This window comes from Cellulomonas sp. ATA003, assembly GCF_031582905.1.
GTDB lineage: Bacteria > Actinomycetota > Actinomycetes > Actinomycetales > Cellulomonadaceae > Pengzhenrongella.
In genome coordinates, this window is sequence record NZ_CP133990.1 from 13,128 (window position 1) to 40,021 (window position 26,894).

Consider the following 26,894-nt stretch of genomic DNA (forward strand, 5'->3'; position numbering starts at 1 on the left):
GCACACGGCCGACGGTGACGGCCGACGCGTCCGGTGGACCGGCCAGCAGATCGACGGCCTGCACTGCCCGACAGCTCGCACCACCCACACGACCCGTACCGAGAGGAGGCGTCATGACCGGCCAGGACTGGTTGGAGAAGGACTTCTACGCCGTGCTCGGCGTCTCCAAGACCGCCGACGCGGCGGAGATCAAGAAGGCGTACCGCAAGCTCGCCCGCACGCTGCACCCCGACCACAACCCCGGGGACGCGCGCTCGGAGTCGCGGTTCAAGGAGGTCGGCGAGGCCTACGCCGTGCTCTCCGACCCCGAGCAGCGCCGCCAGTACGACCAGCTGCGCGCGATGGCAGGCGGCGCACGGTTCTCGGCCGGCAGCGGCGGCGCAGGTGCCGGCGGGGCCGGGTTCGAGGACCTGTTCGGCGGGATGTTCGGCGGGGCCGGCGCCGGGGCCGGGCCGCGGATGCGGTACCAGTCGACCGGCGGGGGCGGGCCCCGCGGCGGCGCTGGACCGGCCGGGTTCGAGGACATCCTCGGTGGTCTGTTCGGCCAGGGGGGCGGCGGTTTCCGCCAGCCCCAGCCCGGCATCGACCTGTCCGCGACGGCCACGCTGGCATTCCGGCAGGCGGTCGAGGGGTCCACGGTGACGCTGTCCGTCGACGGGCAGAACCTCACCGTCCGCATCCCGGCCGGGGTGCACGACGGCCAGAAGATCCGCATGCGGGGCAAGGGGCGCGCCGCCGAGCCCGGCGGCCAGCCCGGCGACCTCATCGTCACCGTCACGGTGCAGCCCCACCCGGTGTTCTCCCTCGAGGGCAACGACCTGCGCGTCACCGTGCCGGTGACCTTCCCCGAGGCAGCGCTGGGGGCGACGGTCGACGTCCCGACCCTGGACGGCTCGACCGTCCGCATGCGCGTCCCGGCGGGCACGCCGTCCGGCCGGGTGCTGCGTGCCCGCGGCAAGGGCGTCACCACCACCAAGGGCACCGGGGACCTCCTGGTCACGGTGCAGGTCGCGGTGCCGCAGCGGCTCGACGGCGCCGCGCGTGAGGCCGTCGAGGCCTTCGCGACCGCGACCGCGGGCCAGGACCCGCGCGCCGAGATGGCGGCCCGCGCCCGGGAGTGACGACCGACGAGACCTGACGACGGCCCGACGGCGGCCCGACGGCGGGCCGACGGCGGGCCGACGACAGGGAAGGTGGAGGGCATGCAGGACGACGCGCAGGTCTTCGTCATCTCGGTCGCGGCCGAGCTCGCCGGCATGCACCCGCAGACGTTGCGGCAGTACGACCGCCTCGGCCTCGTCTCACCCAGCCGGGCCCGCGGGCGCGGCCGGCGCTACTCGCTGCGGGACATCGCGACCCTGCGCGAGGTGCAGCGGCTCTCCCAGGAGGAGGGCATCAACCTGGCCGGCATCAAGCGGATCCTGCGCCTGCAGCAGCAGGTGGAGCGGCTCGAGGCGCAGGTCGAGGCGCTGCGCGCCTTCGCCGAGCCCGGCCATCGCGTCTTCACGGCCGGCCCGGGCGGTGAGGTCGTCGCCGTCCCGCGCGGCACCCGCCGACGTCGCGACGAGCGGTCGACCGCCGGAGCCCTGGTGCTGTGGCGGCCGAGCGGCCGGTAGCCCGGCGCGCTCGGGCCGCAGGCCGGCCGGCCGCTGGCCGCACAGCGGCGGGTCAGCCGCGCACGCCGCCGTCGGGCACCGCTCCGTCGTGGGGCACCGCTCCGCCGTCGGGCACCCGGCCCGCGAGCCGCTGCCACAGGAACGTGTAGGCGAGCGCGGTCATGTGCGCCGCCTGCGCGTTCGTGGCCGCGCCGCCGTGCCCGCCCTCGATGTTCTCGAAGTACGTGACGTCCTTGCCGAGCTCGAGCAGCCGGGCGGTCATCTTGCGTGCGTGACCGGGGTGCACGCGGTCGTCCCGGGTCGACGTCGTCAGCAGCACCGGCGGATACGCCCGTTCGGCGTCGACGAGGTGGTACGGGGAGAAGGTCCGGATGAACCCCCACTGCGCGGGGTCGTCCGGGTCGCCGTACTCGGCCATCCACGACGCGCCGGCGAGCAGGTGGCTGTAGCGCTGCATGTCGAGCAGCGGCACCTGGATCACCGCGGCGCCGATCAGCTCGGGGTAGCGCACCAGCATGTTGCCCGTCAGCAGCCCACCGTTGCTGCCGCCCTGCACGCCGATCCGTGCGGGGAGGTGACGCCGGTCGCGACGAGGTCGCGCGCGACCGCGGCGAAGTCCTCGTACGCGCGGTGCCGGTTCTCCTTGAGGGCGAGCTGGTGCCAGCGCGGCCCGTACTCACCCCGCCGCGGATGTTCGCCACGGCGTACACGCCACCGCGCGCGAGCCAGCCGCGCCCCAGCCCGCCGGAGTACGACGGCGTCAGCGAGATCTCGAACCCGCCGTACCCGTACAGCAGGGTGGGTGCGGTCCCGTCCAGGGGGAGGTCCGTCGGCCTGACGAGGAAGTACGGGACGCGGGTGCCGTCGTCCGACGTCGCCATGTGCTGGCTCACGGTGTGCGTGGCGGCGTCGAAGAAGGTCGGCGTCGACTTGAGCGCCTCGGGCTCGCCGCCGACCGTGACCAGCGACAGCGTCGTGGGCGTCAGGTAGCCGGTGGTGGTCATCCACAGGTCGTCGAGCTCGTCCGGGTCGACGCCGCTCACGGACACCGTGGTGAGCTCCGGCACCCCAGGCAGGTCCGACGACGCCCACCCCGCCTCACCGGGCGTGAGCACCCGGAGCCGGTGCCGGACGTCGTCGAGCAGGGTCAGCACGAGGTGCGACCGCGTCCAGGTGACGCCGGCGAGCGACGTCGTCGGCGTCGGGTCGAAGAGGACCTCCAGGTCGCGCGACCCGGCGAGGAAGTCGTCGAGTCGGATCGCCAGCAGGGACCCGGCCGGGTAGCTGTGCCCCTCGACCACCCACTCCTCGCGCGGCTCGACGAGCAGCCACTCGCGCTTGAGGGTCACCTCGGCGCTCTCGGGCACGTCGATGAGGGTCAGGGCGTCGTCGTCGCCGAGCAGGAAGACCTGCTGCCGGTAGAACGCGATGGCGCGGACCACGAGGTCGCGCTCGAAGCCCGGCGTCCGGTCGTGGTGGGCGGAGATGTACAGGTCGTCCGGCTCGCCCTCGAAGACGACGGGCGCGTCGGCCAGCGCGGTCCCGCGCGTCCACCGGCGCACCGTGCGGGGGTAGCCGGACGTCGTCATGGTCCCCGGGCCCAGGTCGGTGTAGACGAACACCGTGTCCGGGTCGACCCAGCCGAGGCCGCCCTTGGCCTCCGGGCGGACGAAGCCGTCGGTCACCCACTCGAGCGTCTCGAGGTCGAGCTCGCGCGTGACGTCGGCGTCCGAGCCGCCGCGGGAGAGCGACACCAGCGCCCGGCGGAAGTCCGGCCGCCGCACCTGCGCGCCGTGCCACACCCAGCTCTCGCCCTCGGTGGCGCTCAGCGCGTCGAGGTCGAGCAGCGTCTCCCACGCGGGGTCGTCGGTGCGGTACTCCTCGAGCGTGGTGCGTCGCCACAGCCCGCGCTCGTGCTCGGCGTCGCGCCAGAAGTTGTACAGGTGGTCGCCGGCGCGGCCGACCATCGGGATCTTGGCGTCGGAGTCGAGGACCTCGAGCACCTCCCCGCGGATCTCGGCGAAGCCGGGGCTCTCGGCGAGGCGGTCCAGGGCGTCGGCGTTGCGCTCGCGCACCCAGGCCAGCGCGTCCGCGCCCTCGACGTCCTCGAGCCATGCATAGGGGTCGGTGTCCACGCCCCGCATCATTCGTGGGCCGGGACGCAGGGGCAAACGCCCGCGCGTCGCGGCGCGGGGCTTGCCCGCCCCCCGGCGGTCCCGACGCCGCCCGACGCCGCCTGACGCCGCCCGACGCCCCCGCAACCGCCCGACGCCGCTGCGCCGCGGCGACTACCGCGGCAGCGCCGCGGCGAAGACCTCGGCCACCTTGCGGTGCCCCTGACCATTCGGGTGCAGGCAGTCCGCCCCGCCGACGAAGTCCCCGGCGCCGAGCGAGCCGAACGTATCCACCGCGGTGGCGCCGTACCTCGCCGAGACGTCGCGCACCACGTCGTTGAACCCGTCGACCATCGGCCCCAGCCCGATGTCCCCGCCCTCGAGCACGAAGTCCCCGATCGCCGTCGCGCCGGCCGGGTCGGCGGCGCCCAGGACGCAGAACGGGAGCGGGTTGTCGTACGTCGTGGTGAGGATCGGCACGTCGGGCCCGGCCGCCTCGCGCAGGCCGGCGAGGATCCGGTCGTACCGCGCGGCGACGTCGGCGAAGGTCGTCGTCAGCGTGGGCACGCACGCGGCCGTGGCGGGGACGCAGGCGGCCACGGCCGGACCGAAGATGTCGTTCCCGCCGACGGTCAGCGAGACCACCTCGACGTCGTTGCGCGGCGACGCGTCGCCGTTGCGCTCGGTGAGGATCGCCACGGCACGGTCCAGCTGGTCGCCGGGCTGCAGGACGGTCGCGGTGGTGACGCCGCCCGCAACACCCGGGATGCCGGTCCGGGAGAGGTTCACGACCTGGAGCCGGCGGCAGCCCTCGCGCGGGTTTCGAGGTCGCTCGGGGCCGCAGTCCAGGCGGTCGCGCAGCACGTCGTGGAACTGCGCGACGAAGCCGAACCGCTTCCAGCGCGTCGTCGTGCTCACGTACCCACCCGTCGCCGGCACGGACGCCTGACCCGCGGCGAGCGAGTCGCCGAGCGCGAGGTAGACGGGACGGTTGGAGGGCGCGTCCGGCGGAGCCGCGGACGCCGGGGACCCGGTGAGCCCGACGGCGACGGCGAGGGCGACGGCTGCCGCGGTGGAGGTGGCGATCGACACGATGCGCTTCACGGTGGGTCCGTCCCTCGTGGGTGGGCGGCGTCGTCGCCGCCCACGCGTGACCGTACGCCCGGGCGCTCCGGGTGCGGAAGGGCCACGGAGCACGGCTGCCGCGCCTGGTCGTGGCCCGCCGCGCCGGGGCGACACGCGGCCCGGTGGACCGGTCGACGGCTCTTCCGGCGGCGTGCGCCGATGGGACGGGCCTGTGGGTCCGCCTGTGCGTGTACCGGGGTGGGCCTGGGGACGGCCGGGCGCCGGTGGCATCGGTGCAGCGGTGATCCTGCAGGTGAGCGGCCTGCGGTCCGCTGTCCCCAGGCTGGGGACGGGCCCGTCCACAGTGACCACTACACCTAGTGGTCGAGGGGGCGGCCGACCCCCAGGTCTGGTGTTGCACCGTTGTGATTACCCGGGAGTCGGGCTAGGGTGGAGGCATCGCGGGACCTGCCGCGCACACCGATTCCGTGGGGGAAGACGATGAGCATCACCGTGTACAGCAAGCCCGCTTGCGTCCAGTGCAACGCGACCTACCGCGCGCTGGACAAGGCCGGCCTGGACTACACGATCGTGGACATCAGCACCGACCCCTCCGCCCGTGAGTACGTCATGTCGCTCGGGCACATGCAGGCCCCCGTCGTCGTCGCCGGCGCCGACCACTGGTCGGGCTACCGCCCCGACCGGATCCGGTCGCTGGTCGAGGGCGCGGCCGTCGCCGTCGCCTGACCCGCCGTCCGCGCCGGAGCTGCTGACGCGCTCGCCGTCGCGCTCCGGCCGCCCCTCGAGGGGCACCCGTCGTCACGAGGAGAGGGGCTCGCCATGGGCTCGCTGGTGTACTTCTCGAGCGCGTCGGAGAACACGCACCGCTTCATGCAGAAGCTCGGGCTCCCCGCGCAGCGCATCCCGCTGCTCCCCAAGGACCCACCGCTACACGTCACCGAGCCGTACGTGCTCGTCGTCCCCACCTACGGCGGGGGCAACGGCGCCGGCGCGGTCCCCCGCCAGGTCATCAAGTTCTTGAACGACGAGGCGAACCGTTCGCTGATCCGCGGCGTCATCGCGGCCGGCAACACCAACTTCGGCGAGGCCTACTGCCTCGCCGGTCGAATCATCTCCGCCAAGTGCTCGGTGCCGTACCTCTACGGCTTCGAGGTCATGGGCACACGTGAGGACGTCACCCGCGTCCGCGAAGGATTGGGACACCTGTGGCAACAACGACAGCAGATACCGGCGTAGACGCGGGGCTCGACTACCACGCGCTCAACGCGATGCTGAACCTCTATGGCCCGAACGGTGAGATCCAGTTCGACAAGGACCGTGCGGCGGCTCGCCAGTACTTCCTGCAGCACGTGAACCAGAACACCGTCTTCTTCCACAACCTGCAGGAGAAGCTCGAGTACCTGGTCGAGAACAAGTACTACGAGCCGGAGATCCTCGCGAAGTACGACTTCGCGTTCGTCAAGACCCTCTTCGAGTACGCCTACTCCAAGAAGTTCCGGTTCCAGACGTTCCTCGGCGCGTTCAAGTACTACACCTCGTACACGCTGAAGACGTTCGACGGGAAGCGTTACCTCGAGCGCTTCGAGGACCGCGTGTGCATGGTCGCGCTCACCCTGGCCGACGGCGACCAGGACTTCGCGGTCAGCATGGTCGACGAGATCATCGCGGGTCGCTTCCAGCCGGCGACGCCGACGTTCCTCAACTCCGGCAAGGCGCAGCGTGGCGAGGCCGTCTCGTGCTTCCTGCTGCGCATCGAGGACAACATGGAGTCGATCGCACGCGGCATCAACTCCGCTCTGCAGCTGTCCAAGCGTGGCGGCGGTGTGGCCCTCCTGCTGTCGAACATCCGTGAGCACGGCGCGCCGATCAAGCACATCGAGAACCAGTCCTCCGGCGTCATCCCCGTGATGAAGCTGCTCGAGGACTCCTTCTCCTACGCCAACCAGCTCGGTGCCCGCCAGGGCGCTGGTGCGGTGTACCTGCACGCCCACCACCCGGACATCCTGCGGTTCCTGGACACCAAGCGTGAGAACGCGGACGAGAAGATCCGCATCAAGACGCTCTCCCTCGGCGTCGTCATCCCGGACATCACGTTCGAGCTGGCCAAGCGGAACGAGGACATGTACCTGTTCTCGCCGTACGACGTCGAGCGCGTCTACGGCAAGCCGTTCGCGGACATCTCGGTGAGCGAGAAGTACCACGAGATGGTCGACGACCGTCGCATCCGCAAGACGAAGATCAAGGCGCGCGAGTTCTTCCAGACTCTCGCCGAGATCCAGTTCGAGTCCGGCTACCCGTACCTCATGTTCGAGGACACGGTGAACAAGGCGAACCCGATCGCCGGCCGAGTGACGCACTCCAACCTGTGCTCGGAGATCCTCCAGGTCTCCACGCCGTCGGAGTACAACGAGGACCTGTCCTACAGCCACATCGGCAAGGACATCTCGTGCAACCTCGGCTCGATGAACATCGCCCTCGCGATGGACTCGCCCGACCTCGGGGCCACCGTCGAGGTCGCCATCCGTGCGCTCACCGCGGTGTCCGACCAGACGAGCATCGAGTCGGTGCCGTCGGTCAAGCGCGCGAACGACGCCGGTCACGCGATCGGCCTCGGGCAGATGAACCTGCACGGCTACCTCGCCCGCGAGCGGGTCCACTACGGGTCGGCCGAGGGCCTGGACTTCACGAACATCTACTTCTACACGGTCGCCTACCACGCGATCCGGGCGTCCAACCGCCTGGCGATCGAGCGCGGTCGCGCGTTCGAGGGCTTCGAGGACTCCGCGTACGCGAGCGGCGAGTACTTCGCGAAGTACATCGACCGTACGTGGGAGCCCGAGACCGAGCGGGTGCGCCAGCTGTTCGCCGAGGCCGAGGTGCACATCCCGACGCAGGACGACTGGCGCGCACTGGCCGAGTCGGTCCAGCAGTTCGGCATCTACAACATGTACCTGCAGGCCGTGCCGCCGACCGGGTCGATCTCGTACATCAACAACTCGACGTCGTCGATCCACCCGGTCGCGTCGAAGATCGAGATCCGCAAGGAGGGCAAGATCGGGCGCGTCTACTACCCGGCGCCCTTCCTGACGAACGACAACCTGGAGTACTACCAGGACGCGTACGAGATCGGCTACGAAAAGATCATCGACACCTACGCGGCGGCGACCCAGCACGTCGACCAGGGACTGTCGCTGACGCTGTTCTTCAAGGACACCGCCACCACGCGTGACATCAACAAGGCGCAGATCTACGCCTGGCGCAAGGGCATCAAGACGCTCTACTACATCCGGCTGCGGCAGATGGCGCTCGAGGGCACCGAGGTCGAGGGCTGCGTGTCGTGCATGCTCTGAGCCGTTCCCTGGTGGGGTCCGCGAGCCGGCGGCGGCCTCGACTCTGCCCGGCGCCTCCTTCGTCGGCGCTTGACGCCCACCACACCGGAGCCGAGCCCGCCGCCGGCTCGCTCGTGCAGGTGTCGCCCTCGCGCCCCGCACCCCTCGACTCGATGGAAGTTGGACTGTCATGACGGAGAAGCTCAAGCTGGTCAGCCGGGTCTCGGCGATCAACTGGAACCGGGTCGAGGACGAGAAGGACTCCGAGGTCTGGGACCGGCTGGTCGGGAACTTCTGGCTCCCCGAGAAGATCCCGGTCTCCAACGACATCCAGTCGTGGAACACCCTCACGATGGACGAGAAGGTGCTCACCAGCCGGGTCTTCACCGGCCTGACGCTGCTGGACACCATCCAGGGGACCGTCGGCGCGGTGTCGCTGATCCCGGACGCGCTCACGCCGCACGAGGAGGCGGTGTACACGAACATCGCGTTCATGGAGTCGGTGCACGCCAAGTCGTACTCGTCGATCTTCTCGACGCTGAACACGACGGCGGAGATCGACGACGCCTTCCGCTGGTCGGAGGAGAACCCGAACCTGCAGCGCAAGGCCGCGATCGTCATGGACTACTACCACGGTGACGACGCGCTCAAGCGCAAGGTCGCGAGCACGCTGCTCGAGTCGTTCCTGTTCTACTCGGGCTTCTACCTGCCGATGTACTGGTCCTCGCGGGCGAAGCTGACGAACACGGCCGACCTCATCCGTCTGATCATCCGTGACGAGGCCGTGCACGGGTACTACATCGGCTACAAGTACCAGAAGGGCCTCGAGCGGGTGGACGCCACCCGTCGCCAGGAGCTCAAGGACTACACGTACGAGCTGCTGTTCGAGCTGTACGACAACGAGGTGGAGTACACCCAGGACCTCTACGACGGCGTCGGGCTCACCGAGGACGTCAAGAAGTTCCTGCGCTACAACGCCAACAAGGCGCTGATGAACCTCGGGTACGAGGCGCTCTTCCCGCGGGACGAGACCGACGTCAACCCGGCGATCCTCTCGGCCCTGTCGCCCAACGCGGACGAGAACCACGACTTCTTCTCCGGCTCCGGCTCGTCGTACGTCATCGGCAAGGCCGTGAACACCGAGGACGAGGACTGGGAGTTCTGACCGGAGCGTCCCGACGCGGATGACACGACGCAGCGCCCCCGCTCTCGACGAGAGCGGGGGCGCTGCGTCGTGTCGGGGGTGGCGGCGCGGTCACGCGGCGCGGTGCGGCCGCCCGGTCAGACGGTCAGATCGAGCAGAAGTGCCGCACGAGCTCGGCAGCGGGTGCGACGAGCGCGGTCTCGCCCGGCACGATCGACGGGTCGTCGAAGCGGATCCGCGCGGCCGCCTCGAGGTGGGGGACCGGATCGCCGTCGGCGGCGGCGAGGAAGGCGGCGAGCAGCGCACGCGCCGCCTTGGAGTACTCGACGTCGTCCTCGTCGACGGCGACCTCGGCGATGATCACCGCGGTGACCGCGACGTCGAGCGCCGCGGGACCGGTGCGGGCGGTCGCCCAGTCGATGAGGACAGGGCCACCGTGGCGCTCGCTGAGGATGACGTTCGCCGGGTGCAGGGCCAGGTGGACGACGACGTCGTCGCCCGCGCCCTCGGGCGGTGGCACCGCGTGCAGACGCTGGTGCAGGTCCGCGAGGAGCTGACCCGCCTCGGGGATGCCGGTCTCGCCGGCGGCCAGGGACTGCAGGAGCGTCGGGCCGTGCAGCCGCTCCATCTCCAGGTCGAGGCCCTCGCCGGAGTAGGCCTGCGGGACGGGGAAGTCGTGCGCGCGCAGGTGCTGCATGATCGCCACCTCGCGGGAGAGGTCGTGCTGCTCGCGGTATCGGCGCAGGACGCGATCGTCGTCCAGCAGGTAGATCACGGCCGTCGTGCCCACCGTGAGCACCGGCCCGGGGCCGGTGTCGGTCTCTGCGGCTTCCGGTGACGTCATGTCACGACCGTAGTACGGGCGCCCGACGTTGTCCGGTCAGCGCCCGAGGTGCTCGAGCAGCTCCACGGCCCGCAGGCGGGACTCCGGCAGGGGCTCGAGCCACACCCGGGGTGGCTGTCGGACGAGGTCCTGGGCGCCGTGCGAGCGCGCGTGGTCGGCCAGACGGGTGCGCAGCTCGAGCGCCTGCGCCCCCAGCTCGTCGGTGCGCTCGACCAGGATCGCGAAGACACCGCGCCCGAGCGCGGCCATCGGGTGCCCCTCGCCGTAGAGGAGCGAGAGCCCCTCGCCGACGATCGCCGACCGCACGATCCGCGACCACGGCGCGAGCGGTTGCGCCTCGACGTCGACGACGAGCAGCGCGTGCGTGTCCACCGCGCGGACGCCGGCGCGGTCGGCCCGGCCGTAGGTCTCGCCCAGCCGGACGCCGAGGTACTCGACGGTGGGCAACCCCGAGTCGGGGTCGATGCAGTGGGTGAGCACCGGCGCGGCGGCGTGCTCCGCCGCCCAGCCCTCGCAGAGCGCCCGGACGAGCTCGAGCGGCGGCACCTGCGCCCCCAGCTCCGTGAACAGGCACGCGAGGTCGTCGATCGCCTCGCTGATCCCGACGCCCGCGGCGGCGCGGGCGGCGCCGAGCCGCTCGGCAGCGGGAACGGGGTCGGCGCCGTCGAGGACGGCCTCGACGAGGGCGTCCACCGCGGGGTGGTACCAGTCGGTCGGGCGCAGCCAGACGGACGCGGCGCTGCTGGACTGCCAGCGGTCGCGGACGTGGGGCGGCGGATCAGCCGACCGGTAGGTGGTCGTCACAGGGGATGAGAGTGTCCGAGCGGTCCGGTATGACGCGACTTGGAGGCCGAGATTTCACCATGTAGGCGCATCGCCACCAGGAGCGGTTCCATGGCACCCTGACGGGTGACGTGCCCGGCTGGGGTGGACGGGGCGGAAGGGCGGCAAGGGTGAGCGAGACAGCCGCGGTGTGGGGGGACGACTCCTCCGACGCCGAGCTCATCACCGCTGCCCGCGGAGGCGATTCCGAGGCGTTCGGCGCGCTCTACACCCGCCACGCCGGTGCCGCCCGGACGGTCGCCCGGCAGTACACGCGGTCGAGCGCCGACGCCGAGGACGTCGTCGGCGACGCCTTCGCCAAGGTCTACGCGGTCGTACGCGGCGGCGGCGGACCCGATGTCGCGTTCCGCGCGTATCTCTTCACCGTGGTCCGCCGGCTCGCCCACGTGCGCGCCGAGGGTGGGCGGCGGGTCCAGCCGACCGATGACATGGCCACCTTCGAGACGGCGTTCGGCCCCGTCAGCGGCGTCGACGACCCGGCGCTGGCCGGATTCGAGCGAGGCGTCGTCGCCCGGGCCTACGGATCGCTCCCGGAGCGGTGGCAGGCCGTGCTCTGGTACACGGAGATCGAGCGCCTTCCCCCGGCCCAGATCGCGCCGCTGCTGGGCCTCACGGCGAACGGCGTGGCGGCCCTGGCGTACCGGGCGCGTGAGGGACTGCGGGAGGCGTACCTGCAGCAGCACCTCGTCGGCGCCCCGACCGAGGCGTGCCGTGCGGTCAACGGCAAGCTCGGCGCGTACGTGCGCGGTGGCCTCGCGAAGCGTGAGACGGCTCAGGTCCGCTCGCACCTCGAGACGTGCGCCGACTGCCGGGACCTCGTGCTCGAGCTCGGCGACGTCAACCACGGCCTGCGCGGGATCATCGCTCCGCTCGTGCTCGGCGTCGCGGGCCTGGGGGTGCTCAACGCGCCGCTCCCGGTCGGAGTGCTGGGCGCGGTGGGGGCTGCAGGCCTGGGTTCGACCGCCGCGGGGTCCGGGGCCGCCGCCGGTGCGGGTGCCGGAGCGGGTACGGGCGGTGCCGTCGCCGGATCGGCTGCGGGTGGTGGTGCCGCGGGTGGTGGTGCGGCCGGTGGCGGGGTGGCCGCGGGCTCCACGACGGCGGCGGCCGGGACCTCGGGCGCGGCCGCCGGGTCCCTCACGGGCGTCGGAGGAGCGGGCGTCGGTGGAGCGGGCGCGACAGGCTCCGTGGTCGGAAGCGGCGCGACCGCTGGGGCGGCCGCCGGTGGGGCCGGTGCCTCGGGTGCCGTGGCCGGTGGCGCCGCCGGGACCGCGGGCGCCGCTGCAGGCACGACGGCTGCGGGTGCGACTGCTGCCGGCACGACGGCTGCAGGTGCGACGGCTGCGGGTGCGACGGCTGCGGGCACGACGGGTGCCGCCGCATCGGTCGCTGGGACAGCGGGTGCGGCGTCGGCCGTGGGGGGCGCCGGCGTGGCCGCCGGTTCCGCGGGCGCGGGCGCTCTGGCGGGCGGTGCCGGGACGGCCGTGGGTGCGGGTGCCGCGCTCGGTGCGACCGCGGGCGGAGCGACCGCGGTCGGCGCCGGCGCCGTGGGTGCAGGCGCGGCGGGGATGACGGCCGCCGGGGCAGGAGCGGCCGGCGCTGCGGTGGTCGGTGCCGTGGGTGCGACGGCGGCCGGTGCGACTGCTGCGGGGGCGACAGCTGCCGGGGCGACGGCGGCTGGTGTGACGGCGGCGGGGGCGACGGCGGCCGGTGCGACTGCCGTGGGCGCGGGCGCAAGCGCCGGCGCTCTCGCCGGTAGCGGTGTCGGTGCGCTCGTCGCGGCCCTCCCGGGTGGAGTGGCCGGAGCGGTGACCGCGGGTGTCGTCGGTGTCTCGCTCGCCGTGGGCGGGGCGGTCGCGACCGAACCTGTGCCGCGGCCTGCGGTGAGCACGTCCCAGGGGGCGGCGCAGGGATCCGGCCAGGGCTCGGGCGGCCGGGGCTCGGGCGACCAGGGGAGCGGGCAGGGCTCGTCCCAGGGGACGATGCCCGCACCGGGCGCCACCACGCCTCCGAAGGACGAGTCCGCTCCAGGGCGGGCGGAACCGAGCACCCCGACCCCCGTGCCGGCGCCCCTCGTCCCGCCCGTGGTGCCCACGCCTGCGCCCGCCCCGGCGCCCACGCAGGCGGCCCCGGCCCCGGAGGTCGTCCCTCCTGTCGACGTGGCGCCGAACCCCGCCCCCGATCCCCAGCCCGAGCCGCAGCCCGAGCCCGCCCCCGATCCCCAGCCCGAGCCGCAGCCCGAGCCCGAGCCCCAGCCGGAACCGCAGCCCGAGCCCGAGCCGGAGCCCGTCCCCGAGCCGGAGCCCGTGGTGGGGAGCCTGGTCCTCGCCGGGTCGACCGAGTCCGTCGTCCTGGTCCCGGGTTCGTCGCAGCGGGTCCGGGTGACGGTCACGAACACCGGCTCAGGCGGTGCGACCGACCTGCGCGCCGCGCTCGAGGTCCCCGCAGGCATCCGGGTGGACGGCGCGACCTCCGGCGGGACGGACGGCTGGGCCCCGTGCGCGGACGACGCGCCCGGTGGGTCGGTGGACTTCTGCCTCCCCGAGCTCGACGCGGGTGAGGTCACGGTGCTGACGGCCGTGGTGCGACCGCGCGACGGCGCGACGCTCGAGCCGGGGGCGGCGATCGGTGTGCGGGTGCACGGTGTCGGCGTGACGCCCGCGCAGGCGTCGGTCGCCACCGGGCTCGTCTCGCCCGCGTTCAGATTGTCCGGGCTGGACCCGGTGGCGATGGTGGTGAACGAGCCGGGGGCGGTCCGGTTCGCGGTGGCGAACACCGGCGACGCTGCTGGTCGCGACGTGGTGGCCACCGTGACGCTTCCCGACGGCGTGCGGTGGTCCGGGTCGGCGGACGAGTCGCCGCCGTGGCGGTGCAGCTCGGACGGACAGCGGGTGCTGTGCCGTCTGGACGCGCTGGGCGCACCGGGGCAGGCCGTGTCCTCGGTCGATCTGCGGCTGACCCTCGTCGCCGAGCCGCAGGCCGTCGGGAGCGCGGGCATCGTCCTCACCGTGAGCGACGCGAGCGGGGCGTCCGTCGCCGGGCACCTGCCGGTCTCCGTCACCGCGCGCGATGTGGCCGCCGCGACCGACCCCGAGGGGTCGGGGACGTCCTCCGTCCCGGATCCCGCAGGGACTCCGGGCTGAACCCGACGGGCCGGGCCACCGCCCGGCCGCGACGCGCGTCGCGGCACGGCCGACGCCGGTGACTCAGGCTCCGGCGTTGCCCGTCCCGTGGGTGCGCACGAGGTCCGCCACGGCGGCGTCGGCGGGCCAGTCACCGCCGACGAGCTCCAGCACGAGGCCCGCGGTCCGTGGCTCCTCCAGGAGGTGCGTCAGGACGAGCGCGACGTCGTCGCGGGGGATCTCACCCTGCGGGACGCTCGGCTGCAGGCGCACGCGGTCGGCGCCGGCGTCGTCGGTCAGGCCGCCCGGTCGCAGGACCGTCCAGTCCAGGTCCCGCGCACGCAGGTCCTCCTCCGCTGCCGTCTTCGCGTCCAGGTAGGCGACGAAGGTCTCGTCGGTCCCGGCGGGCGGCTCGCTCCCCGCGCCCATCGAGGACACGAGCACGTAGCGCCGCGCGCCCGCGATCTCGGCCGCGTCGGCGAGCAGGACGGCGCCGCCGCGATCGACGGTGTCCTTGCGCTCCGGTCCGCTGCCCGGCCCGGCGCCCGCGGCGAACACCACGGCGTCGGCGCCGGTCAGGTGCGCGGCGAGGTCGTCCGCCGTCGCGGTCTCGAGGTCGCAGACGGCGGCGGTGGCACCGGTCGCCTCGACGTCGGCGGTGTGGTCGGGGTTGCGGACGAGGGAGACGACCTCGTGGCCGCGGTCGGTCAGGAGACGGGACAGGCGCAGGGCGATCTGGCCGTGTCCACCGGCGATGGCGATCTTCATGACCTCCACGCTAGGTCGGTGCGGCGCTCCCCGCTGGCCGAGGCCGCGTGGACGTCGTCCCCGACCACGGCGGGGCGTGTGATGCAATGGAGCACATGTCCGGCCCGTGCACGTCCCGCTCCTCGCTCGCGCACGTCGCGACGCGGCCGGGCTGCATGACCGGGCGCTCCAGCTGTCGCAGCTGAGCGCGCCCCGCGGCTGCCCCGACCGGGCCGCCCTCGCGGTCCCGGTGACCGCACAGCCCCCGCACCTGGCACCGCCGCCGCGCCCGTCTGCCGCGGCCTTCCGCGCCGCCTGCGCGGGCCGTCCCGAGGAGTCCCATGGCCCCCGCTCACATCGAGCTCTCCGCGCTGCGCAAGGTCTACCCGACCCGCGGTGGCGGGGACGTCGTCGCGCTCGACGGCATCGACCTGGCCGTCCCGCGGGGCGCGATCCACGGCATCGTCGGGCGCTCCGGGGCCGGGAAGTCGACGCTCATCCGGTGCCTGACGGTGCTCGAGCGACCGACGTCCGGCACGGTCGCCGTCGACGGCGAGGTGCTGTCCGACCTGCCCGAGGCGCGCCTGCGCAGCGCCCGCCGACGCATCGGGATGGTGTTCCAGCACGTCAACCTGCTGGACTCGCGCACCATCGCGGCCAATGTCGCCTACCCGCTCGAGGTCGCCGGGGTCCCGCGCGAGGAGCGTGCCGCCCGGGTCGCCCAGCTGCTCGAGCTCGTCGGCCTCGGCGAGCGTGGTGACGCCTACCCCGCGCAGCTGTCCGGCGGGCAGAAGCAGCGCGTCGGCATCGCCCGTGCGCTCGCGACCGAGCCCGCCGTGCTGCTGTGCGACGAGCCGACGTCCGCGCTGGACTCGGCGACGACGCGGCAGATCCTCGGGCTCATCCGCGACCTGCGCGACCGCCTCGGGATCACCGTGCTGATCATCACGCACGAGATGGCGGTGGTCCGCGAGATCTGCGACTCCGTGACGCTGCTCGAGCACGGCCGGGTCGCGGAGAGCGGACCGGTCGGCGACGTCGTCGCGGTGTACGGGTCGAGGCTCGCGCGCGAGCTCATCCCGGTGCCGGACCTCCCGCTCGGGGAGGCGCGCTCGCTGGTCGAGGTGTCCTACACCACCGACGACGTCGCGACCCGTGACGTGCTGGCCGCCGTCGCGGGGCTCGGGCCGGGCGTCGAGATCGCCGCCGGGACGATCGAGACCCTGGCCGGGCGTCGCGTCGGGCGCCTCCAGCTCGACGTGCCGGCCGGTGACGTGACGGCGGCGATGGCCCGGCTCGGCGCGGCCGGCGTGCACGCGGAGGTGACCCGATGAGCTGGTGGGACGCGCTGGTGACCAACCGGGTCATCCTCGAGCGGCTGCCCGAGGCGACCTTCGAGACCATCGCGATGGTCGCGGTGTCCTCGGTGCTGACCGCGCTGCTCGGGCTGCCGCTCGGGCTGCTCCTGCACGCGACCGCTGCCGGCGGCCTGGCCCCGCAGCGCACGGTCAACCGGGTGATCGGGGTCGTGGTCAACATCGGCCGCTCGCTGCCGTTCGTCATCCTCATGATCGCGGTGCTGCCCTTCACCCGATGGGTCGTGGGCACGACCCTGGGCTGGGAGGCCGCCGTCGTGCCGCTGACCCTCGGCGCGGTGCCGTTCTTCGCCCGGCTCGTCGAGTCGGCGCTGCGCGAGGTGAGCCCCGGCAAGATCGAGGCGGCCCGCGTCATGGGCTCCACGCGGCGCAAGATCATCGGCGCGGTGCTCGTGCGCGAGGCGCTGCCCGCGCTCGTCGCGGCCGGGACGGTGACCATCGTCTCGCTCATCTCCTTCTCCGCGATGGCGGGCGTCATCGGCGGCGGGGGGCTCGGCGCGCTCGCCATCTCCTACGGCTACCAGCGCTTCGACCCGCCCGTGATGGTGGCGTGCGTCGTCGTGATCCTCGTCGTCGTCCAGGTCGTGCAGACGATCGGGGACGCCGTCGCCCGCCGCCTCGACCACCGCTGACCCACCCGACCCACGGCCCCCGGGCCGCGACAGACCCACGGCCCCCGGGCCGCGACAGACCCACGGCCCCCGGGCCGCGACAGAGAGGGACACCCATGAAGAACCGGACCCACGCGTCCACCCGCGTCGCCCTGCTGGCTGCCACCGCGCTCGCGCTCACCGCGTGCGGCGGCGGCGAGGCGGAGCCGGCGGCCGGCCCCACGGCCGAGGGCGGCATCACGACGCTCACCGTCGGTGCGAGCCCCACGCCGCACGCCGAGATCCTCGAGTTCGTCGACACGGAGCTCGCCCCGGACGCCGGTCTCGACCTCGAGATCGAGACGTACGACGACTACGTGCTGCCCAACACCGCGCTGGACGAGGGCGACCTGGACGCCAACTACTTCCAGCACCTGCCGTACTTCGAGTCGCAGGTCGAGGCCCAGGGCTACGACTTCGACCACTTCGAGGGCGTGCACATCGAGCCGTACGCGCTGTACTCCGCGAGCCTGGAGTCCCTCGACGACCTGCCCGACGGCGGCGTCATCGGCATCACCAACGACCCGGGGAACCAGTCGCGCGCGCTGGACCTGCTGGTCGAGGCCGAGCTCATCACCCTCGAGGACACCGGCGGCGAGCTCGCCACGCTGCTCGACGTCGCGGACAACCCGAAGAACCTCGAGTTCATCGAGACCGCGCCGGAGCAGCTCGTCCGGGCGCTGGAGGACGTGGACGCCGCGATCATCAACGGCAACTACGCGCTCGAGGCCGACCTGAACCCCGCCACGGACTCGCTGCTGCTCGAGTCCGGCGAGGACAACCCGTACGCGAACTTCCTCGCGGTCCGCTCGGCCGACGCGGACAACGAGGCGATCCTCGCGCTCGACGAGCTGCTGCACTCCCCGGAGGTCAAGGCCTTCATCGAGGAGCGGTGGCCGGCGGGCGAGGTGCTCGCGGCGTTCTGACCGACGCGCGGCACTCGCACTGCTCGCTCGGTGCGCGACGACGGGGCGTGACCTCCACCGCGGAGGTCACGCCCCGTCGTCGTCGGGCAGGCCGGTCGTGCGGGCCGCGTGCACCGGGCCCCGTGCGCCGGGGTCAGACGACGCCGTAGAGCCGGTCGCCCGCGTCGCCGAGCCCGGGGACGATGTAGGCGTTCTCGTCCAGCCGCTCGTCGACGGCGGCGACGACGACCTTGACGTCGACCCGGTCGCCGACCGCCCGCTCGAGGACCTCGAGCCCCTCGGGTGCGGCGAGCAGGCACACCGCGGTGACGTCCCGGGCCCCGCGGGCGAACAGGAAGTCGATCGCCGCGACCAGGGTGCCGCCGGTCGCGAGCATCGGGTCGAGGAGGAAGCACTGCCGCCCGGACAGGTCCTCGGGCAGGCGGTTGGCGTAGGTGATCGCCTCGAGCGTCGTCTCGTCGCGCTGCATCCCCAGGAAGCCGACCTCGGCCGTGGGCAGCAGGCGCGTCATCCCCTCGAGCATGCCGAGGCCGGCGCGGAGGATCGGCACGACCAGCGGGCGCGGGTCGGCGATCTTCGTGCCGACCGTCTCGGTGACCGGGGTGACGATGGGGTGCGGCTCCGTGTGCACCTCACGCGTCGCCTCGTACGCGAGCAGCGTGACGAGCTCGTCGACGAGCAGACGGAACGTGGGCGACGCGGTGTCGCGGTTCCGCAGGACGGTGAGCTTGTGGGCGACGAGCGGGTGGTCCGCGACATGCAGGCGCATGGCGCCAACCTACCGCCCGGGCCGGTGCGGGCCGCCCACGTGCCGGGCCGGGCGCTCGGGGTGCGCGAGGATGGGCCCGTGCTCGGGACCCCCCACGACGCCCGCTGGATGGCCGCCGCCCTCGACGAGGCCCGCGCGGCGACCGCCACGGGCGACGTGCCGGTGGGCGCCGTCGTCGTCGGGCCGGACGGCGCCGTCGTGGGACGCGGGCGCAACCGGCGCGAGGCGACCGGTGACCCGACCGCGCACGCGGAGGTGCTCGCGCTGCGGGAGGCGGCCGCCACCCTCGGGCGCTGGCGGCTGGACGACTGCGTCCTCGTGGTGACCCTCGAGCCGTGCCTCATGTGCGCGGGCGCCACGGTGCTCGCGCGGGTCTCGCGGCTCGTGCTCGGTGCGTGGGACCCGAAGGCCGGTGCGTGCGGGTCGCAGTGGGACGTGGTCCGCGACCGACGGCTCAACCACCGCGTCGAGGTGGTCGGCGGGGTGCGCGAGGACGAGTGCGGCGCGGTGCTGCGGGACTTCTTCGCCGAGCACCGCTGACGCCGAGCACCGCTGACGCGGCGGTCAGCCCGCGGTGGGCAGGGTCAGGCCGGGCTCGGCAGGGTGCGCGCGAGCGCGGTGAGCGTCTGGGAGGTCCCGGCGTCCACGCGGACCGTGGCCAGCGGGTCGCCGCGCGTGGCGCCCCGGTTGACGACGACGACCGGCTTGTCGCTCTTCGCGGCGTGCCGCACGAACCGCAGCCCCGACATCACCGTGAGCGAGGAGCCCGCGACCAGCAGCGCGCCGGCGTCGTCGACCATGGCGTACGCCCGCGCGACCCGCTCCTTGGGGACGTTCTCGCCGAAGTAGACGATGTCCGGCTTGAGCATCCCGCCGCACCGCTCGCACGGGGCCACGACGAAGCGCGCCGTCGACTCGATGACGGCGTCGGCGTCCGGCGCGATCTCGACGTCCGCGACCGCGCCGACGGACTCGACGAACCCGGGGTTGAGCGCCTCGAGGCGCCCGGCCAGCTCGGCCCGCGGGATCACGGTCCCGCAGTCGAGGCACACGACGCGGTCGTACCGGCCGTGCAGGTCGATGACGTGGCGCGACCCGGCTTCCCCGTGCAGCCCGTCCACGTTCTGGGTGATGAGGCCGCCGACGACGCCGCGCTCCTCCATCGCCGCGAGCGCGCGGTGCCCGTCGTTCGGCCGGGCCCGGCGCACGTGCGCCCAGCCGACGTGGTTGCGGGCCCAGTAGTGCCGGCGGAAGGCGGGGTCGCCGACGAACTGCCCGTAGGTCATGGGGTTGCGCGGTGGGGAGTCCGGGCCCCGGTAGTCCGGGATCCCCGAGTCGGTCGAGACCCCGGCCCCGGTGAGCACGGCGAGCCGGTGACCGCGCAGGGCGTCGACCGCCGCGTCGACGGCGTCGGCGAGGGCCGCGTCGTCGGTGGTGGCACCCGTGGCGATGCTGAGCCGGGCGGCGGCGGTGTCGAGCGGGGCGGCCGGCTGGGTCACCGCACGAGTCTAGGCAGGGGGCCCGGCCGCGGCGCGGCGCGGGGCTGCGGATGCCGCCGGGGGTGCGGGTACGGCATGCTCACGGAGGACCGCCGGCCACCGGACCTGGGGCGCGACCAGGAGAAGGACCACGGTGCCGAGGGCGCCGATGGGTGCGAGCGGTGCGCACAGGGCGTCGGGCGAGAGGGCGGGGGCGGGATGAGCGAGCGCACGGACGCGGGCCGCACCGCGGCGTACCTCCCCGGCGCCGACGTCGACCTGCTCGCGGTCGTCCTGGACGCCATCGCCGCGGTCGGCACCGACTCCCTGACCGTGCTGCGGCCGGTGCGCGGGCCGGACGGGACGGTGGACGACTTCGTCGTCGTGGCGGACGCCGGCCTCACCGCCCAGCTGGCGCAGGCGCCCAGCCTGGGACGGACGCTGCGCGAGATCATGCCCGGGCCGTTCGCGGAGCGGCTCGTGCGCCGCAACCGCGACGTCCTGACCACCGGGCGCGTCCTGCGGGAGGACTTCATCCTGAGCGCGGACGCCGACGGTGGCGCCCTCCCCACGACCCCCGACCCCGACGACCACGTGGCCGAGGCGGCCGCGCGCGTGGGCGACGTGCTGCGGGTGCCGGTCGCGGACCACGTCGTCGTGCTCTGGCGCGACGTCACGGAGGCCAGGTCGGCCCAGCGTGACCTCCTCGCGGCGCGTGAGCGGTTCGAGCGCATCCTCGAGCACGCGAGCGACACGCTCGTCGTGACGACGGCCGACCGCGTCATCACCTACGCCAGCCCGTCGCTGGCGGCGGTGCTGAACATCGACCCGGAGGCGCTCATCGGCACCCGGTTCGGCAACTTCTTCAGCGACCGTCAGGACGTCACGGTCGGCGCCGAGCTGTTCGAGCGGGTGCTCGCGGTGCCGACCGGGGGCACCGCGCGCGCCGAGGCGGAGGTCCTCAACGGTGCCGGGGAGACGCGGCGGGTGGCGTACGTCGCGACCAACTGGGTCGACGACCCGGTGGTCGGTGGCGTCGTGATCAACGCGCTGGACATCACCGAGCAGCACGAGGCCCAGCGCCGGCTGCGGATCCAGGCGCTGTCGGACTCGCTGACCGGGCTGCCGAACCGGCGCTGGCTGAACCGGGCGCTCGACCGGGCGCTCGACCGCAGCCGACGGACCGGAGCGGCGTTCGCGCTGCTCATGCTGGACGTCGACAACTTCAAGGTGCTCAACGACAGCCTCGGCCACTCCGCGGGGGACCGGCTCCTCGTCGAGATGTCGAGCCGGATGGCGTCCGTCCTCGGCGCGTCCGAGTCCATCGCCCGGCTGGGTGGCGACGAGTTCGTCGTCCTCGCCGAGGGGGTCGACGGTCCCGACGGTGCCACCGCGGTCGCGGACCGGATCGCCGCCGCCGCCGGGACGCGCTACGACTTCGGGTCGCTCGCGACGCACGTCACGGTGTCGATCGGCGCGGTCACGAGCGACGGCCGCGACATCGAGGTCGCCGGCGCCCCCGGGCCGGTGGCCGCGCCGCCGCGTGGTGCGACAGGCATCCCCGTCACCGACCTGGAGGAGCCGCCGAGCGCCGAGGCGGAGGCCCTGCTCGCCCACGCGGACGCCGCCCTCTACGAGGCCAAGCGCCGCGGGCGCAACCGGGTCGAGGTGTTCGACCCCGAGCTGCGCGCACGGGTGCTCCACCGCGTGCACCTGGAGAGCGAGCTGCACCGCGCGCTCGAGCGCGACGAGCTCACGGCGTACTGGCAGCCGATCGTGCGGGCCGAGGACGGGCGGCACGTCGCGGTCGAGGCGCTCGTGCGCTGGCAGCACCCCGCGCGCGGGCTGGTGGCGGCGGCCGAGTTCCTGCCGGTCGCCCTCGAGGTGGGCCTGGTCCCCAGCGTGTGCACCCGCGCGGTCGACCTCGCACTGGCCCAGGCGGCGCGCTGGGAGGGAACCCCGGGGCACCGGAGGTCTTCATCAACCTCGCGACCGTGCAGCTCGGGCGCCCCGCGCTCGCAGACGAGCTCGCCGAACGGGTCGCGCGCTACGGCGTCTCCCCGCAGCGCATCCAGTTCGAGGTGGCCGAGGACGTGCTCGGCGCCGACGTCGCCCGCCTCGCCGACCAGCTCACGCGCCTGCGCGAGCACGGCTTCCGCGTCGCGCTGGACGACTTCGGTGCGGGCAACACCGCCCTGACCTGGCTGCGCCGCCTGCCGATCGACACGCTCAAGCTCGACCGGGCCTTCGCGGCGACGCTCGCCGAGCCGGCGACCCGCACGATCGTCCGGTCGATCCTCCAGCTGGCGCGGGACCTCGGCGTGCGGACGGTCGCCGAGGGGGTCGAGACCGCCGAGCAGCTCGCCTTCTTCACGGACGCGGGGTGCGACTTCACCCAGGGGTACCTGCACGGGTGCCCGGCGCCCGCGGACGCCGTCTGGCCCCCGCCGGGCGGCGTCCTGCGCTGAGCGAGCCCGCCGATTCGGACCTCACCGGCCGACCGGGTATGGTCTGCGGCGAGGTAGCGTGTCCGAGCGGCCTAAGGAGCACGCCTCGAAAGCGTGTGTGGGTGAAAGTCCACCGTGGGTTCAAATCCCACCGCTACCGCTGGTCACAGGGGTCGCCCCTGTCGCGACAGAGCCCCTCGTCGGGCGCCCGGGAGGGCGTCCGACGAGGGGCTCGTCATCGTGCGGGCCGGCCGTGCGCGACCCGCCGGCCGATCACGGACGTGAGCAGCACACCGGCGACGACGAGCGTCACCACCCGCACCAGGCCGGCAGCGTCCCAGCCGTCGCCGGCACCGCCCGGGAGGCCGCCGCCGGTCACGGCCCGGACCCCGAGGGTGAGCAGCAGCGCCGGCTGCAGCACGAGCTGCGTGGTCAGCACCGACCGCCCGACCCGCCCCGCGACGGCCCACTCGACCCGGCTGCGCCACGGCGTGTGCACGGCGAGGGCGACGGCGCGCAGGGTGAGGTCGAGGACCGCGAGCACGGCGGCGAGGCGCGCCGCACCGACGACGTCGACCGCGGCGCCGCCCGCGGCTCCGGCCCCCTCGCCACCGCCTGCGCCCGCGCCACCGCCCCCGACGGCGAGGGCGTCCGGCCCGACCAGGACCAGGAGGCCCACCAGGAGGACGAGCGGCGGACCGACGAGCCAGCCCGGCCGGACCGTGGCGAGCACCGCGACGGCGCCCAGGGCGGCCCACACGACCTCGTGACCCGCGAGGAGCAGGCCGAGCACGGCGACGAGCACCGCCGGCAGCACGCGGACCAGGGCTCCGGGCAGCGTCGGTCCGAGGTCGACCTCGACCCGCGGCGGGTGCCGCGGGGCGGCCGGAACGCCGCCGTCGCCGACGCCGACCAGGCGCTCCCGGAGAGCACGCAGGGCGCGCAGCACCGTGCCGCCGGTCATGCCGACCTCCGCGAGCCGGCGTGCTGCGGCGCGCGCAGGGACCGGCGCGCGATCTCGTCGAGGTGCGTCGCCGCGTCGTCGTCGGCCCACCGGACGACGTCGATCCCGGCCCCGCGCACCGCGGCGAGCCGATCGGTGCGGTCGAGGAGCACCATCCGCAGGGCGAGGCGCAGGCGGACGTCGGCCGTCGGTCGCGGCGGGGGCAGGACGTCCACTGCGACCACACGGTGCCCCGTGCCCTGCCACGTCCGCGCGAGCTGGACCGGCTCGTCGTCCAGGAAGGTCGAGAACAGGTAGACCAGGCTCCCGGCGGGCACCTGCGGCGGCCGGAGGCGGGCCGCCGGGCGACCCTCGGGGCGCAGCAGCGCGAGCCCGTGCATGAGCCGGTTGAGCTGGCGCCGCCCGGTCCCCACCCGCAGGGCGCGGCGGCGCACGCCGAGGTCCTCCATGCCGACCCGGTCCCCGAGCACGAGGTGGCCCTCGGCGACCGAGGTGGCGGCCTGCCGGGCCAGGTCGAGCGACGTCGAGTCGTCGGGGCGCACCGGTCGCTCACCGCTCCACGTCGCGGGGTCGGGGCCCAGGTCGTCCCGGGAGTCGACGACGAGGGTCGCGGTCGCCTCGGCGAGGGCGAGCGTCCGGCGGACGTAGAGCTGCTCGAGGCCGGGGGACCGGCGCGCGGTGACCCGCCAGTCGACCCGGCGGGGCGCGTCGCCCGGGCCGAGCGGGTGGACGTCGCGCAGGTCGCCGCCGTCGCCTGGGCGGCGTGAGCGGTGCTGCCCGGTGGACCCGCGCAGGCGCGGGGGCAGCGGCAGCCCGCCGAGGTCGCGGCCGCGGGGCAGCACGACGACGTCGCGCGGCGGCACCGTCAGCGTGGGCGCGGTGCGGTCCCCGCCGCTCGCGAGCGCCTGCGCCTGCACGCCCAGGAGCGGCAGGCGGCCGGTGCGGACCGAGGCGGCGCGCACGGCGATCTCGCGCTCGCGGTCGACGGCGACGAGCGCGTCGACCGCCCGGTGCCCGGGCCGGTGCACGCGGACCCGCACCGCGTCGGTCCCCGCCGGAGCGGCCAGGCGCAGCGCGCCGCGCAGCGTGCCCGGGGCGGCGCCCGGCTCCGGGACGTGCTCGACCTGCGCGGTCACGTCGACCGGGACCTCCCCACGACCGCGCGCGGCGACGAGAGCGGCCAGGACGCCGAGCAGGGCGACGTCGGGCCGCCCGGTCAGGAGGCCGACCACCACCAGCAGGACGCCGGCGCGTGCCGTCCACGCGGTCGCGGGGCCGGTGCGCCAGGCGCCCCGCACCGCCGCGCCCCCCATCACCTCGTCGTCCGTCACCGGCCCGCCGGCACCGTCGCCGGTCCGGCGACCTCGACGAGCACCTCGCGCACGACGTCGTCGGCGGACACCCCGGCCGCCCACGCCGCGGGCGTGAGGGTGAGGCGGTGCGCGAGCGCGGGCACCGCGACGGCCTTGATGTCCTCCGGGGTCGCGAACCGCCGACCCGACAGCACCGCGAGCGCGCGCGAGACGAGGAGCAGCGACTGCGACCCGCGCGGTGACGCGCCGACGTCGACGGAGCGGTGCGCCCGGGTCGCCGCGGCCAGGTCGACGCAGTACCGCGCGACGTCCGGGTCGACCTGCACGTCCTCGACGCCGGCCTGCATGGCCAGGACGGTCGGCTCGTCCACCACGCGCCGCACCGGGGCTGCCTCGCGGCGGCGGTCGACGCGCCGCAGCAGCACGTCGGTCTCGGCATCCCGGTCGGGGTAGCCGACCGCGAGCCGGACGAGGAAGCGGTCCAGCTGCGCCTCGGGCAGCGGGTAGGTGCCCTCGTACTCGACCGGGTTGGAGGTCGCGAAGACGTGGAACGGCGCCGGCAGGGGGTAGGTGGTGCCCTCCGCGGTGACCTGGCGCTCCGCCATTGCCTCGAGCAGCGCGGACTGCGTCTTCGGGGCGGTGCGGTTGATCTCGTCGGCGAGGAGCAGCCCGGTGAAGACGGGCCCCGGGGTGAACCGGAACCGGGCGTCGCCCGGGTCCCACACCGACGATCCCGTGATGTCGGACGGCAGCAGGTCCGGCGTGCACTGGATGCGGCGGAAGTCGAGCCCGAGAGCCGTCGCGAGGCTGCGCGCGGCGAGGGTCTTGCCGAGCCCCGGGACGTCCTCGAACAGCACGTGGCCGCCGGCGAGCACCGCGGCCAGCGCGGTGCGCAGCGCGCCCTCCATGCCGACGACGACGGTGCCCACCTCGGTGAGGATCGCGTCGGCGAGACGGGCCACCTCGGCGGGCGGGAGTGCCGCGGGCGGCGGGGTGGTGCGTGGGGGTGTGGTGGGTGGGGGTGTGGCGGGCGGGGATGCGGTGGGTGCGGGCCCGTGGTCGGGGTGCGTGGTCATCGACGCCTCTCGGGGTGGTCGGGTGCGAGCTGCTCGAGGGCGTCGACGCAGCGCGCGACGTCACGGATCGTGGGCAGGTCCCCGCGGGAGGTGAGGACCGCCCAGGCGTGGTCGCCCAGCAGGGCGCGGGGTCCGGCGTCGTCGTCCGCGGTGCGGTCACCGGCCGGCAGCAGGTAGCCGCGACCGTCCTCGAGGACCACGCCGTGGGGCGCCAGTCGTCGCCCGGCCTGACGACGGAGCGCCCGCAGGGCGGCCTCCGACACCGTGCCGTCCCGCCCCGCGAAGCCCCACATGAGAGAGGAGACGGCGGACCGGGCGCCGTCCGGCTCGGCGGGCACCGGGCGCGGCCAGGGGTGGTGCGCGCCGACGTCGCGCGAGGCCGCCACCGCGGTGAGGACGGTGGCGAGGACGCCCGCGACGACGGAGTCGAACGGGCGCAGCACGAACACGAGCGACACGACGGTCACCCCGGTCCCCACGGCGAGCGCCAGGAGGACCTCGCGCCGGGTCACCGGGCCGGCCCCGGCGCAGATCCCTGCCACCGCTGGGGAGGCGCCGGCGGTGGGGTGGCGGTCAGCGTCCGGACGAGGGTGCGTGCGGCGTCCGCGGCGGACACCGCGTCGTCGTCACCGAGCGGGACGTCGTCGAAGCGTGCCCGCAGGTACAGCGCGAGCAGGGTGCGGGCGGCGTCGTCGTCGGCCGCGGTGCGCCGGAGGACCCCGAGGGTGAACTCGGTCGCGGTGGCCGACGGCAGGCGGGTCATGCCGGAGCGCGCCGCGGCCTCCTCGAGCGCGACCCACGCCGCGATGACGCCCTCGGCCGGGGCGACCGAGCGCTCGAGGTGCTGCTCCGCGGCCCGGGCGCCCTCCTCGAGGACCCGGGCGTCCGGCGCGGCCTCGTCGGCGGCGGCCACGGCGACGCCGGGGTCGGTGAGCGCGGGCCCGGGCGCGGACAGCCGGGGGAGCGCTGGCGCCGCAGCAGCCACCGGGCGAGCAGCACGAGCGCCACCACGACGCCCACGACCACGAGCGTCCGCCACAGCCACGTCAGGTC

The 26,894-nt window shown here is 74.4% G+C and carries 23 protein-coding genes, 1 tRNA gene and 2 pseudogenes; 14 read left to right on the plus strand and 12 right to left on the minus strand.

Annotated elements, in window-relative coordinates:
• The first annotated feature begins 113 nt into the window (after nt 1-113).
• Nucleotides 114-1,121: a DnaJ C-terminal domain-containing protein gene (locus REH70_RS00075; protein WP_310750303.1), complete on the plus strand. Its 1,008-nt coding sequence runs from the start codon at nt 114-116 to the stop codon at nt 1,119-1,121.
• Nucleotides 1,122-1,202: 81 nt separating this feature from the next.
• Entirely contained in the window at nt 1,203-1,616 is a 414-nt protein-coding gene (locus tag REH70_RS00080) for a heat shock protein transcriptional repressor HspR (RefSeq protein WP_310750306.1), read from the plus strand.
• Between the two features lie 52 nt (nt 1,617-1,668).
• Here REH70_RS00080 and REH70_RS00085 read toward each other — a convergent pair.
• Both REH70_RS00085 and REH70_RS00090 read right to left on the minus strand, forming a co-directional pair.
• Nucleotides 1,669-3,763: pseudogene (locus REH70_RS00085) on the minus strand (prolyl oligopeptidase family protein).
• Nucleotides 3,764-3,904: 141 nt separating this feature from the next.
• Nucleotides 3,905-4,834 carry a GDSL-type esterase/lipase family protein gene (locus REH70_RS00090; protein WP_310750310.1) on the minus strand — a complete coding sequence of 310 codons (930 nt, stop codon included), beginning with the start codon at nt 4,832-4,834 and terminating at the stop codon, nt 3,905-3,907.
• Nucleotides 4,835-5,296: 462 nt separating this feature from the next.
• Between REH70_RS00090 and nrdH the strand changes: the two genes are divergently transcribed.
• The 4 genes from nrdH to nrdF all read left to right on the plus strand — a co-directional run bounded on the left by nrdH (nt 5,297) and on the right by nrdF (nt 9,310).
• The gene (gene nrdH / locus REH70_RS00095) at nt 5,297-5,542 is read left to right on the plus strand and encodes a glutaredoxin-like protein NrdH (protein WP_310750314.1); all 246 of its coding nucleotides are present in this window, start codon (nt 5,297-5,299) and stop codon (nt 5,540-5,542) included.
• A 93-nt stretch (nt 5,543-5,635) separates the two neighbouring features.
• The gene (gene nrdI / locus REH70_RS00100) at nt 5,636-6,052 is read left to right on the plus strand and encodes a class Ib ribonucleoside-diphosphate reductase assembly flavoprotein NrdI (RefSeq protein WP_310750318.1); all 417 of its coding nucleotides are present in this window, start codon (nt 5,636-5,638) and stop codon (nt 6,050-6,052) included.
• Nucleotides 6,022-8,166 carry a class 1b ribonucleoside-diphosphate reductase subunit alpha gene (nrdE, locus tag REH70_RS00105; protein WP_310750320.1) on the plus strand — a complete coding sequence of 715 codons (2,145 nt, stop codon included), beginning with the start codon at nt 6,022-6,024 and terminating at the stop codon, nt 8,164-8,166. The genes nrdI and nrdE overlap by 31 nt, the downstream gene beginning before the upstream one ends.
• Nucleotides 8,167-8,335: 169 nt before the next feature.
• On the plus strand, nt 8,336-9,310 hold the full coding sequence (gene nrdF / locus REH70_RS00110; RefSeq protein ID WP_310750323.1) for a class 1b ribonucleoside-diphosphate reductase subunit beta: 975 nt from the start codon (nt 8,336-8,338) through the stop codon (nt 9,308-9,310).
• 124 nt (nt 9,311-9,434) lie between these two features.
• Here the strand turns inward: nrdF and REH70_RS00115 are convergent, their stop codons facing one another.
• On the minus strand, nt 9,435-10,133 hold the full coding sequence (locus REH70_RS00115; protein WP_310750325.1) for a phosphotransferase: 699 nt from the start codon (nt 10,131-10,133) through the stop codon (nt 9,435-9,437).
• Between the two features lie 36 nt (nt 10,134-10,169).
• Nucleotides 10,170-10,937, minus strand: a complete 768-nt coding sequence (locus REH70_RS00120) for a hypothetical protein (RefSeq protein WP_310750329.1) — start codon at nt 10,935-10,937, stop codon at nt 10,170-10,172.
• Between the two features lie 149 nt (nt 10,938-11,086).
• Between REH70_RS00120 and REH70_RS00125 the strand changes: the two genes are divergently transcribed.
• A complete protein-coding gene (locus REH70_RS00125; protein ID WP_310750332.1) occupies nt 11,087-14,116 on the plus strand; it encodes a sigma-70 family RNA polymerase sigma factor in 3,030 nt (1,009 codons plus the stop codon).
• Between the two features lie 63 nt (nt 14,117-14,179).
• Here the strand turns inward: REH70_RS00125 and REH70_RS00130 are convergent, their stop codons facing one another.
• Nucleotides 14,180-14,863 carry an SDR family oxidoreductase gene (locus REH70_RS00130; RefSeq protein ID WP_310750335.1) on the minus strand — a complete coding sequence of 228 codons (684 nt, stop codon included), beginning with the start codon at nt 14,861-14,863 and terminating at the stop codon, nt 14,180-14,182.
• A 320-nt stretch (nt 14,864-15,183) separates the two neighbouring features.
• Between REH70_RS00130 and REH70_RS00135 the strand changes: the two genes are divergently transcribed.
• The 3 genes from REH70_RS00135 (at nt 15,184) to REH70_RS00145 (ending at nt 17,794) form a co-directional block, all read left to right on the plus strand.
• On the plus strand, nt 15,184-16,176 hold the full coding sequence (locus REH70_RS00135) for an ATP-binding cassette domain-containing protein (protein ID WP_310750338.1): 993 nt from the start codon (nt 15,184-15,186) through the stop codon (nt 16,174-16,176).
• Nucleotides 16,173-16,850: a methionine ABC transporter permease gene (locus tag REH70_RS00140; RefSeq protein WP_310750341.1), complete on the plus strand. Its 678-nt coding sequence runs from the start codon at nt 16,173-16,175 to the stop codon at nt 16,848-16,850. The genes REH70_RS00135 and REH70_RS00140 overlap by 4 nt, the downstream gene beginning before the upstream one ends.
• Nucleotides 16,851-16,945: 95 nt before the next feature.
• Entirely contained in the window at nt 16,946-17,794 is an 849-nt protein-coding gene (locus REH70_RS00145) for a MetQ/NlpA family ABC transporter substrate-binding protein (RefSeq protein ID WP_310750344.1), read from the plus strand.
• Nucleotides 17,795-17,927: 133 nt separating this feature from the next.
• Here the strand turns inward: REH70_RS00145 and upp are convergent, their stop codons facing one another.
• Entirely contained in the window at nt 17,928-18,563 is a 636-nt protein-coding gene (gene upp, locus REH70_RS00150; protein WP_310750347.1) for a uracil phosphoribosyltransferase, read from the minus strand.
• A 108-nt stretch (nt 18,564-18,671) separates the two neighbouring features.
• Between upp and REH70_RS00155 the strand changes: the two genes are divergently transcribed.
• Complete coding sequence (locus REH70_RS00155) at nt 18,672-19,103, plus strand: nucleoside deaminase (protein WP_310754453.1); 432 nt, start codon at nt 18,672-18,674, stop codon at nt 19,101-19,103.
• 44 nt (nt 19,104-19,147) lie between these two features.
• On the opposite strand, the gene REH70_RS00160 is transcribed toward REH70_RS00155, so the two are convergent.
• Nucleotides 19,148-20,014, minus strand: a complete 867-nt coding sequence (locus REH70_RS00160; RefSeq protein ID WP_310754454.1) for an NAD-dependent protein deacetylase — start codon at nt 20,012-20,014, stop codon at nt 19,148-19,150.
• Nucleotides 20,015-20,494: 480 nt separating this feature from the next.
• On the opposite strand from REH70_RS00160, the pseudogene REH70_RS00165 reads away from it, so the two are divergent.
• The 3 genes and pseudogenes from REH70_RS00165 to REH70_RS00170 all read left to right on the plus strand — a co-directional run.
• Nucleotides 20,495-21,991 (plus strand): annotated as a pseudogene (locus tag REH70_RS00165) (diguanylate cyclase domain-containing protein); the annotation flags it as partial.
• A gap of 44 nt (nt 21,992-22,035) precedes the next feature.
• On the plus strand, nt 22,036-22,509 hold the full coding sequence (locus REH70_RS20200) for an EAL domain-containing protein (RefSeq protein ID WP_396134601.1): 474 nt from the start codon (nt 22,036-22,038) through the stop codon (nt 22,507-22,509).
• A 52-nt stretch (nt 22,510-22,561) separates the two neighbouring features.
• Nucleotides 22,562-22,648, plus strand: a tRNA-Ser gene (locus REH70_RS00170).
• 75 nt (nt 22,649-22,723) lie between these two features.
• Here REH70_RS00170 and REH70_RS00175 read toward each other — a convergent pair.
• From REH70_RS00175 to REH70_RS00195, 5 genes are read right to left on the minus strand one after another with little or no spacing between them, the layout of a single operon-like run.
• A complete protein-coding gene (locus tag REH70_RS00175) occupies nt 22,724-23,452 on the minus strand; it encodes a hypothetical protein (RefSeq protein WP_310750350.1) in 729 nt (242 codons plus the stop codon).
• Nucleotides 23,449-24,783 carry a DUF58 domain-containing protein gene (locus REH70_RS00180; RefSeq protein ID WP_310750353.1) on the minus strand — a complete coding sequence of 445 codons (1,335 nt, stop codon included), beginning with the start codon at nt 24,781-24,783 and terminating at the stop codon, nt 23,449-23,451. The genes REH70_RS00175 and REH70_RS00180 overlap by 4 nt, the downstream gene beginning before the upstream one ends.
• Complete coding sequence (locus tag REH70_RS00185) at nt 24,780-25,841, minus strand: MoxR family ATPase (RefSeq protein ID WP_310750356.1); 1,062 nt, start codon at nt 25,839-25,841, stop codon at nt 24,780-24,782. The genes REH70_RS00180 and REH70_RS00185 overlap by 4 nt, the downstream gene beginning before the upstream one ends.
• On the minus strand, nt 25,838-26,353 hold the full coding sequence (locus REH70_RS00190; protein WP_310750359.1) for a hypothetical protein: 516 nt from the start codon (nt 26,351-26,353) through the stop codon (nt 25,838-25,840). Before REH70_RS00190 ends, REH70_RS00185 begins: the two co-directional genes overlap by 4 nt.
• On the minus strand, nt 26,350-26,826 hold the full coding sequence (locus REH70_RS00195) for a DUF4129 domain-containing protein (protein WP_310750363.1): 477 nt from the start codon (nt 26,824-26,826) through the stop codon (nt 26,350-26,352). The genes REH70_RS00190 and REH70_RS00195 overlap by 4 nt, the downstream gene beginning before the upstream one ends.
• Nucleotides 26,827-26,894 lie beyond the last annotated feature (68 nt).

What these genes read in the sequence shown, in the direction of transcription:
- REH70_RS00075 (WP_310750303.1), top strand. Translation starts at nt 114, where the DNA reads ATGACCGGCCAGGACTGGTTGGAGAAGGACTTCTACGCCGTGCTCGGC.
- REH70_RS00080 (WP_310750306.1), top strand. Translation starts at nt 1,203, where the DNA reads ATGCAGGACGACGCGCAGGTCTTCGTCATCTCGGTCGCGGCCGAGCTC.
- nrdH (WP_310750314.1), top strand. Translation starts at nt 5,297, where the DNA reads ATGAGCATCACCGTGTACAGCAAGCCCGCTTGCGTCCAGTGCAACGCG.
- nrdI (WP_310750318.1), top strand. Translation starts at nt 5,636, where the DNA reads ATGGGCTCGCTGGTGTACTTCTCGAGCGCGTCGGAGAACACGCACCGC.
- nrdF (WP_310750323.1), top strand. Translation starts at nt 8,336, where the DNA reads ATGACGGAGAAGCTCAAGCTGGTCAGCCGGGTCTCGGCGATCAACTGG.
- REH70_RS00115 (WP_310750325.1), bottom strand. Translation starts at nt 10,133, where the DNA reads ATGACGTCACCGGAAGCCGCAGAGACCGACACCGGCCCCGGGCCGGTG.
- REH70_RS00130 (WP_310750335.1), bottom strand. Translation starts at nt 14,863, where the DNA reads ATGAAGATCGCCATCGCCGGTGGACACGGCCAGATCGCCCTGCGCCTG.
- REH70_RS00135 (WP_310750338.1), top strand. Translation starts at nt 15,184, where the DNA reads ATGGCCCCCGCTCACATCGAGCTCTCCGCGCTGCGCAAGGTCTACCCG.
- REH70_RS00140 (WP_310750341.1), top strand. Translation starts at nt 16,173, where the DNA reads ATGAGCTGGTGGGACGCGCTGGTGACCAACCGGGTCATCCTCGAGCGG.
- REH70_RS00145 (WP_310750344.1), top strand. Translation starts at nt 16,946, where the DNA reads ATGAAGAACCGGACCCACGCGTCCACCCGCGTCGCCCTGCTGGCTGCC.
- upp (WP_310750347.1), bottom strand. Translation starts at nt 18,563, where the DNA reads ATGCGCCTGCATGTCGCGGACCACCCGCTCGTCGCCCACAAGCTCACC.
- REH70_RS00155 (WP_310754453.1), top strand. Translation starts at nt 18,672, where the DNA reads ATGGCCGCCGCCCTCGACGAGGCCCGCGCGGCGACCGCCACGGGCGAC.
- REH70_RS00175 (WP_310750350.1), bottom strand. Translation starts at nt 23,452, where the DNA reads ATGACCGGCGGCACGGTGCTGCGCGCCCTGCGTGCTCTCCGGGAGCGC.
- REH70_RS00185 (WP_310750356.1), bottom strand. Translation starts at nt 25,841, where the DNA reads ATGACCACGCACCCCGACCACGGGCCCGCACCCACCGCATCCCCGCCC.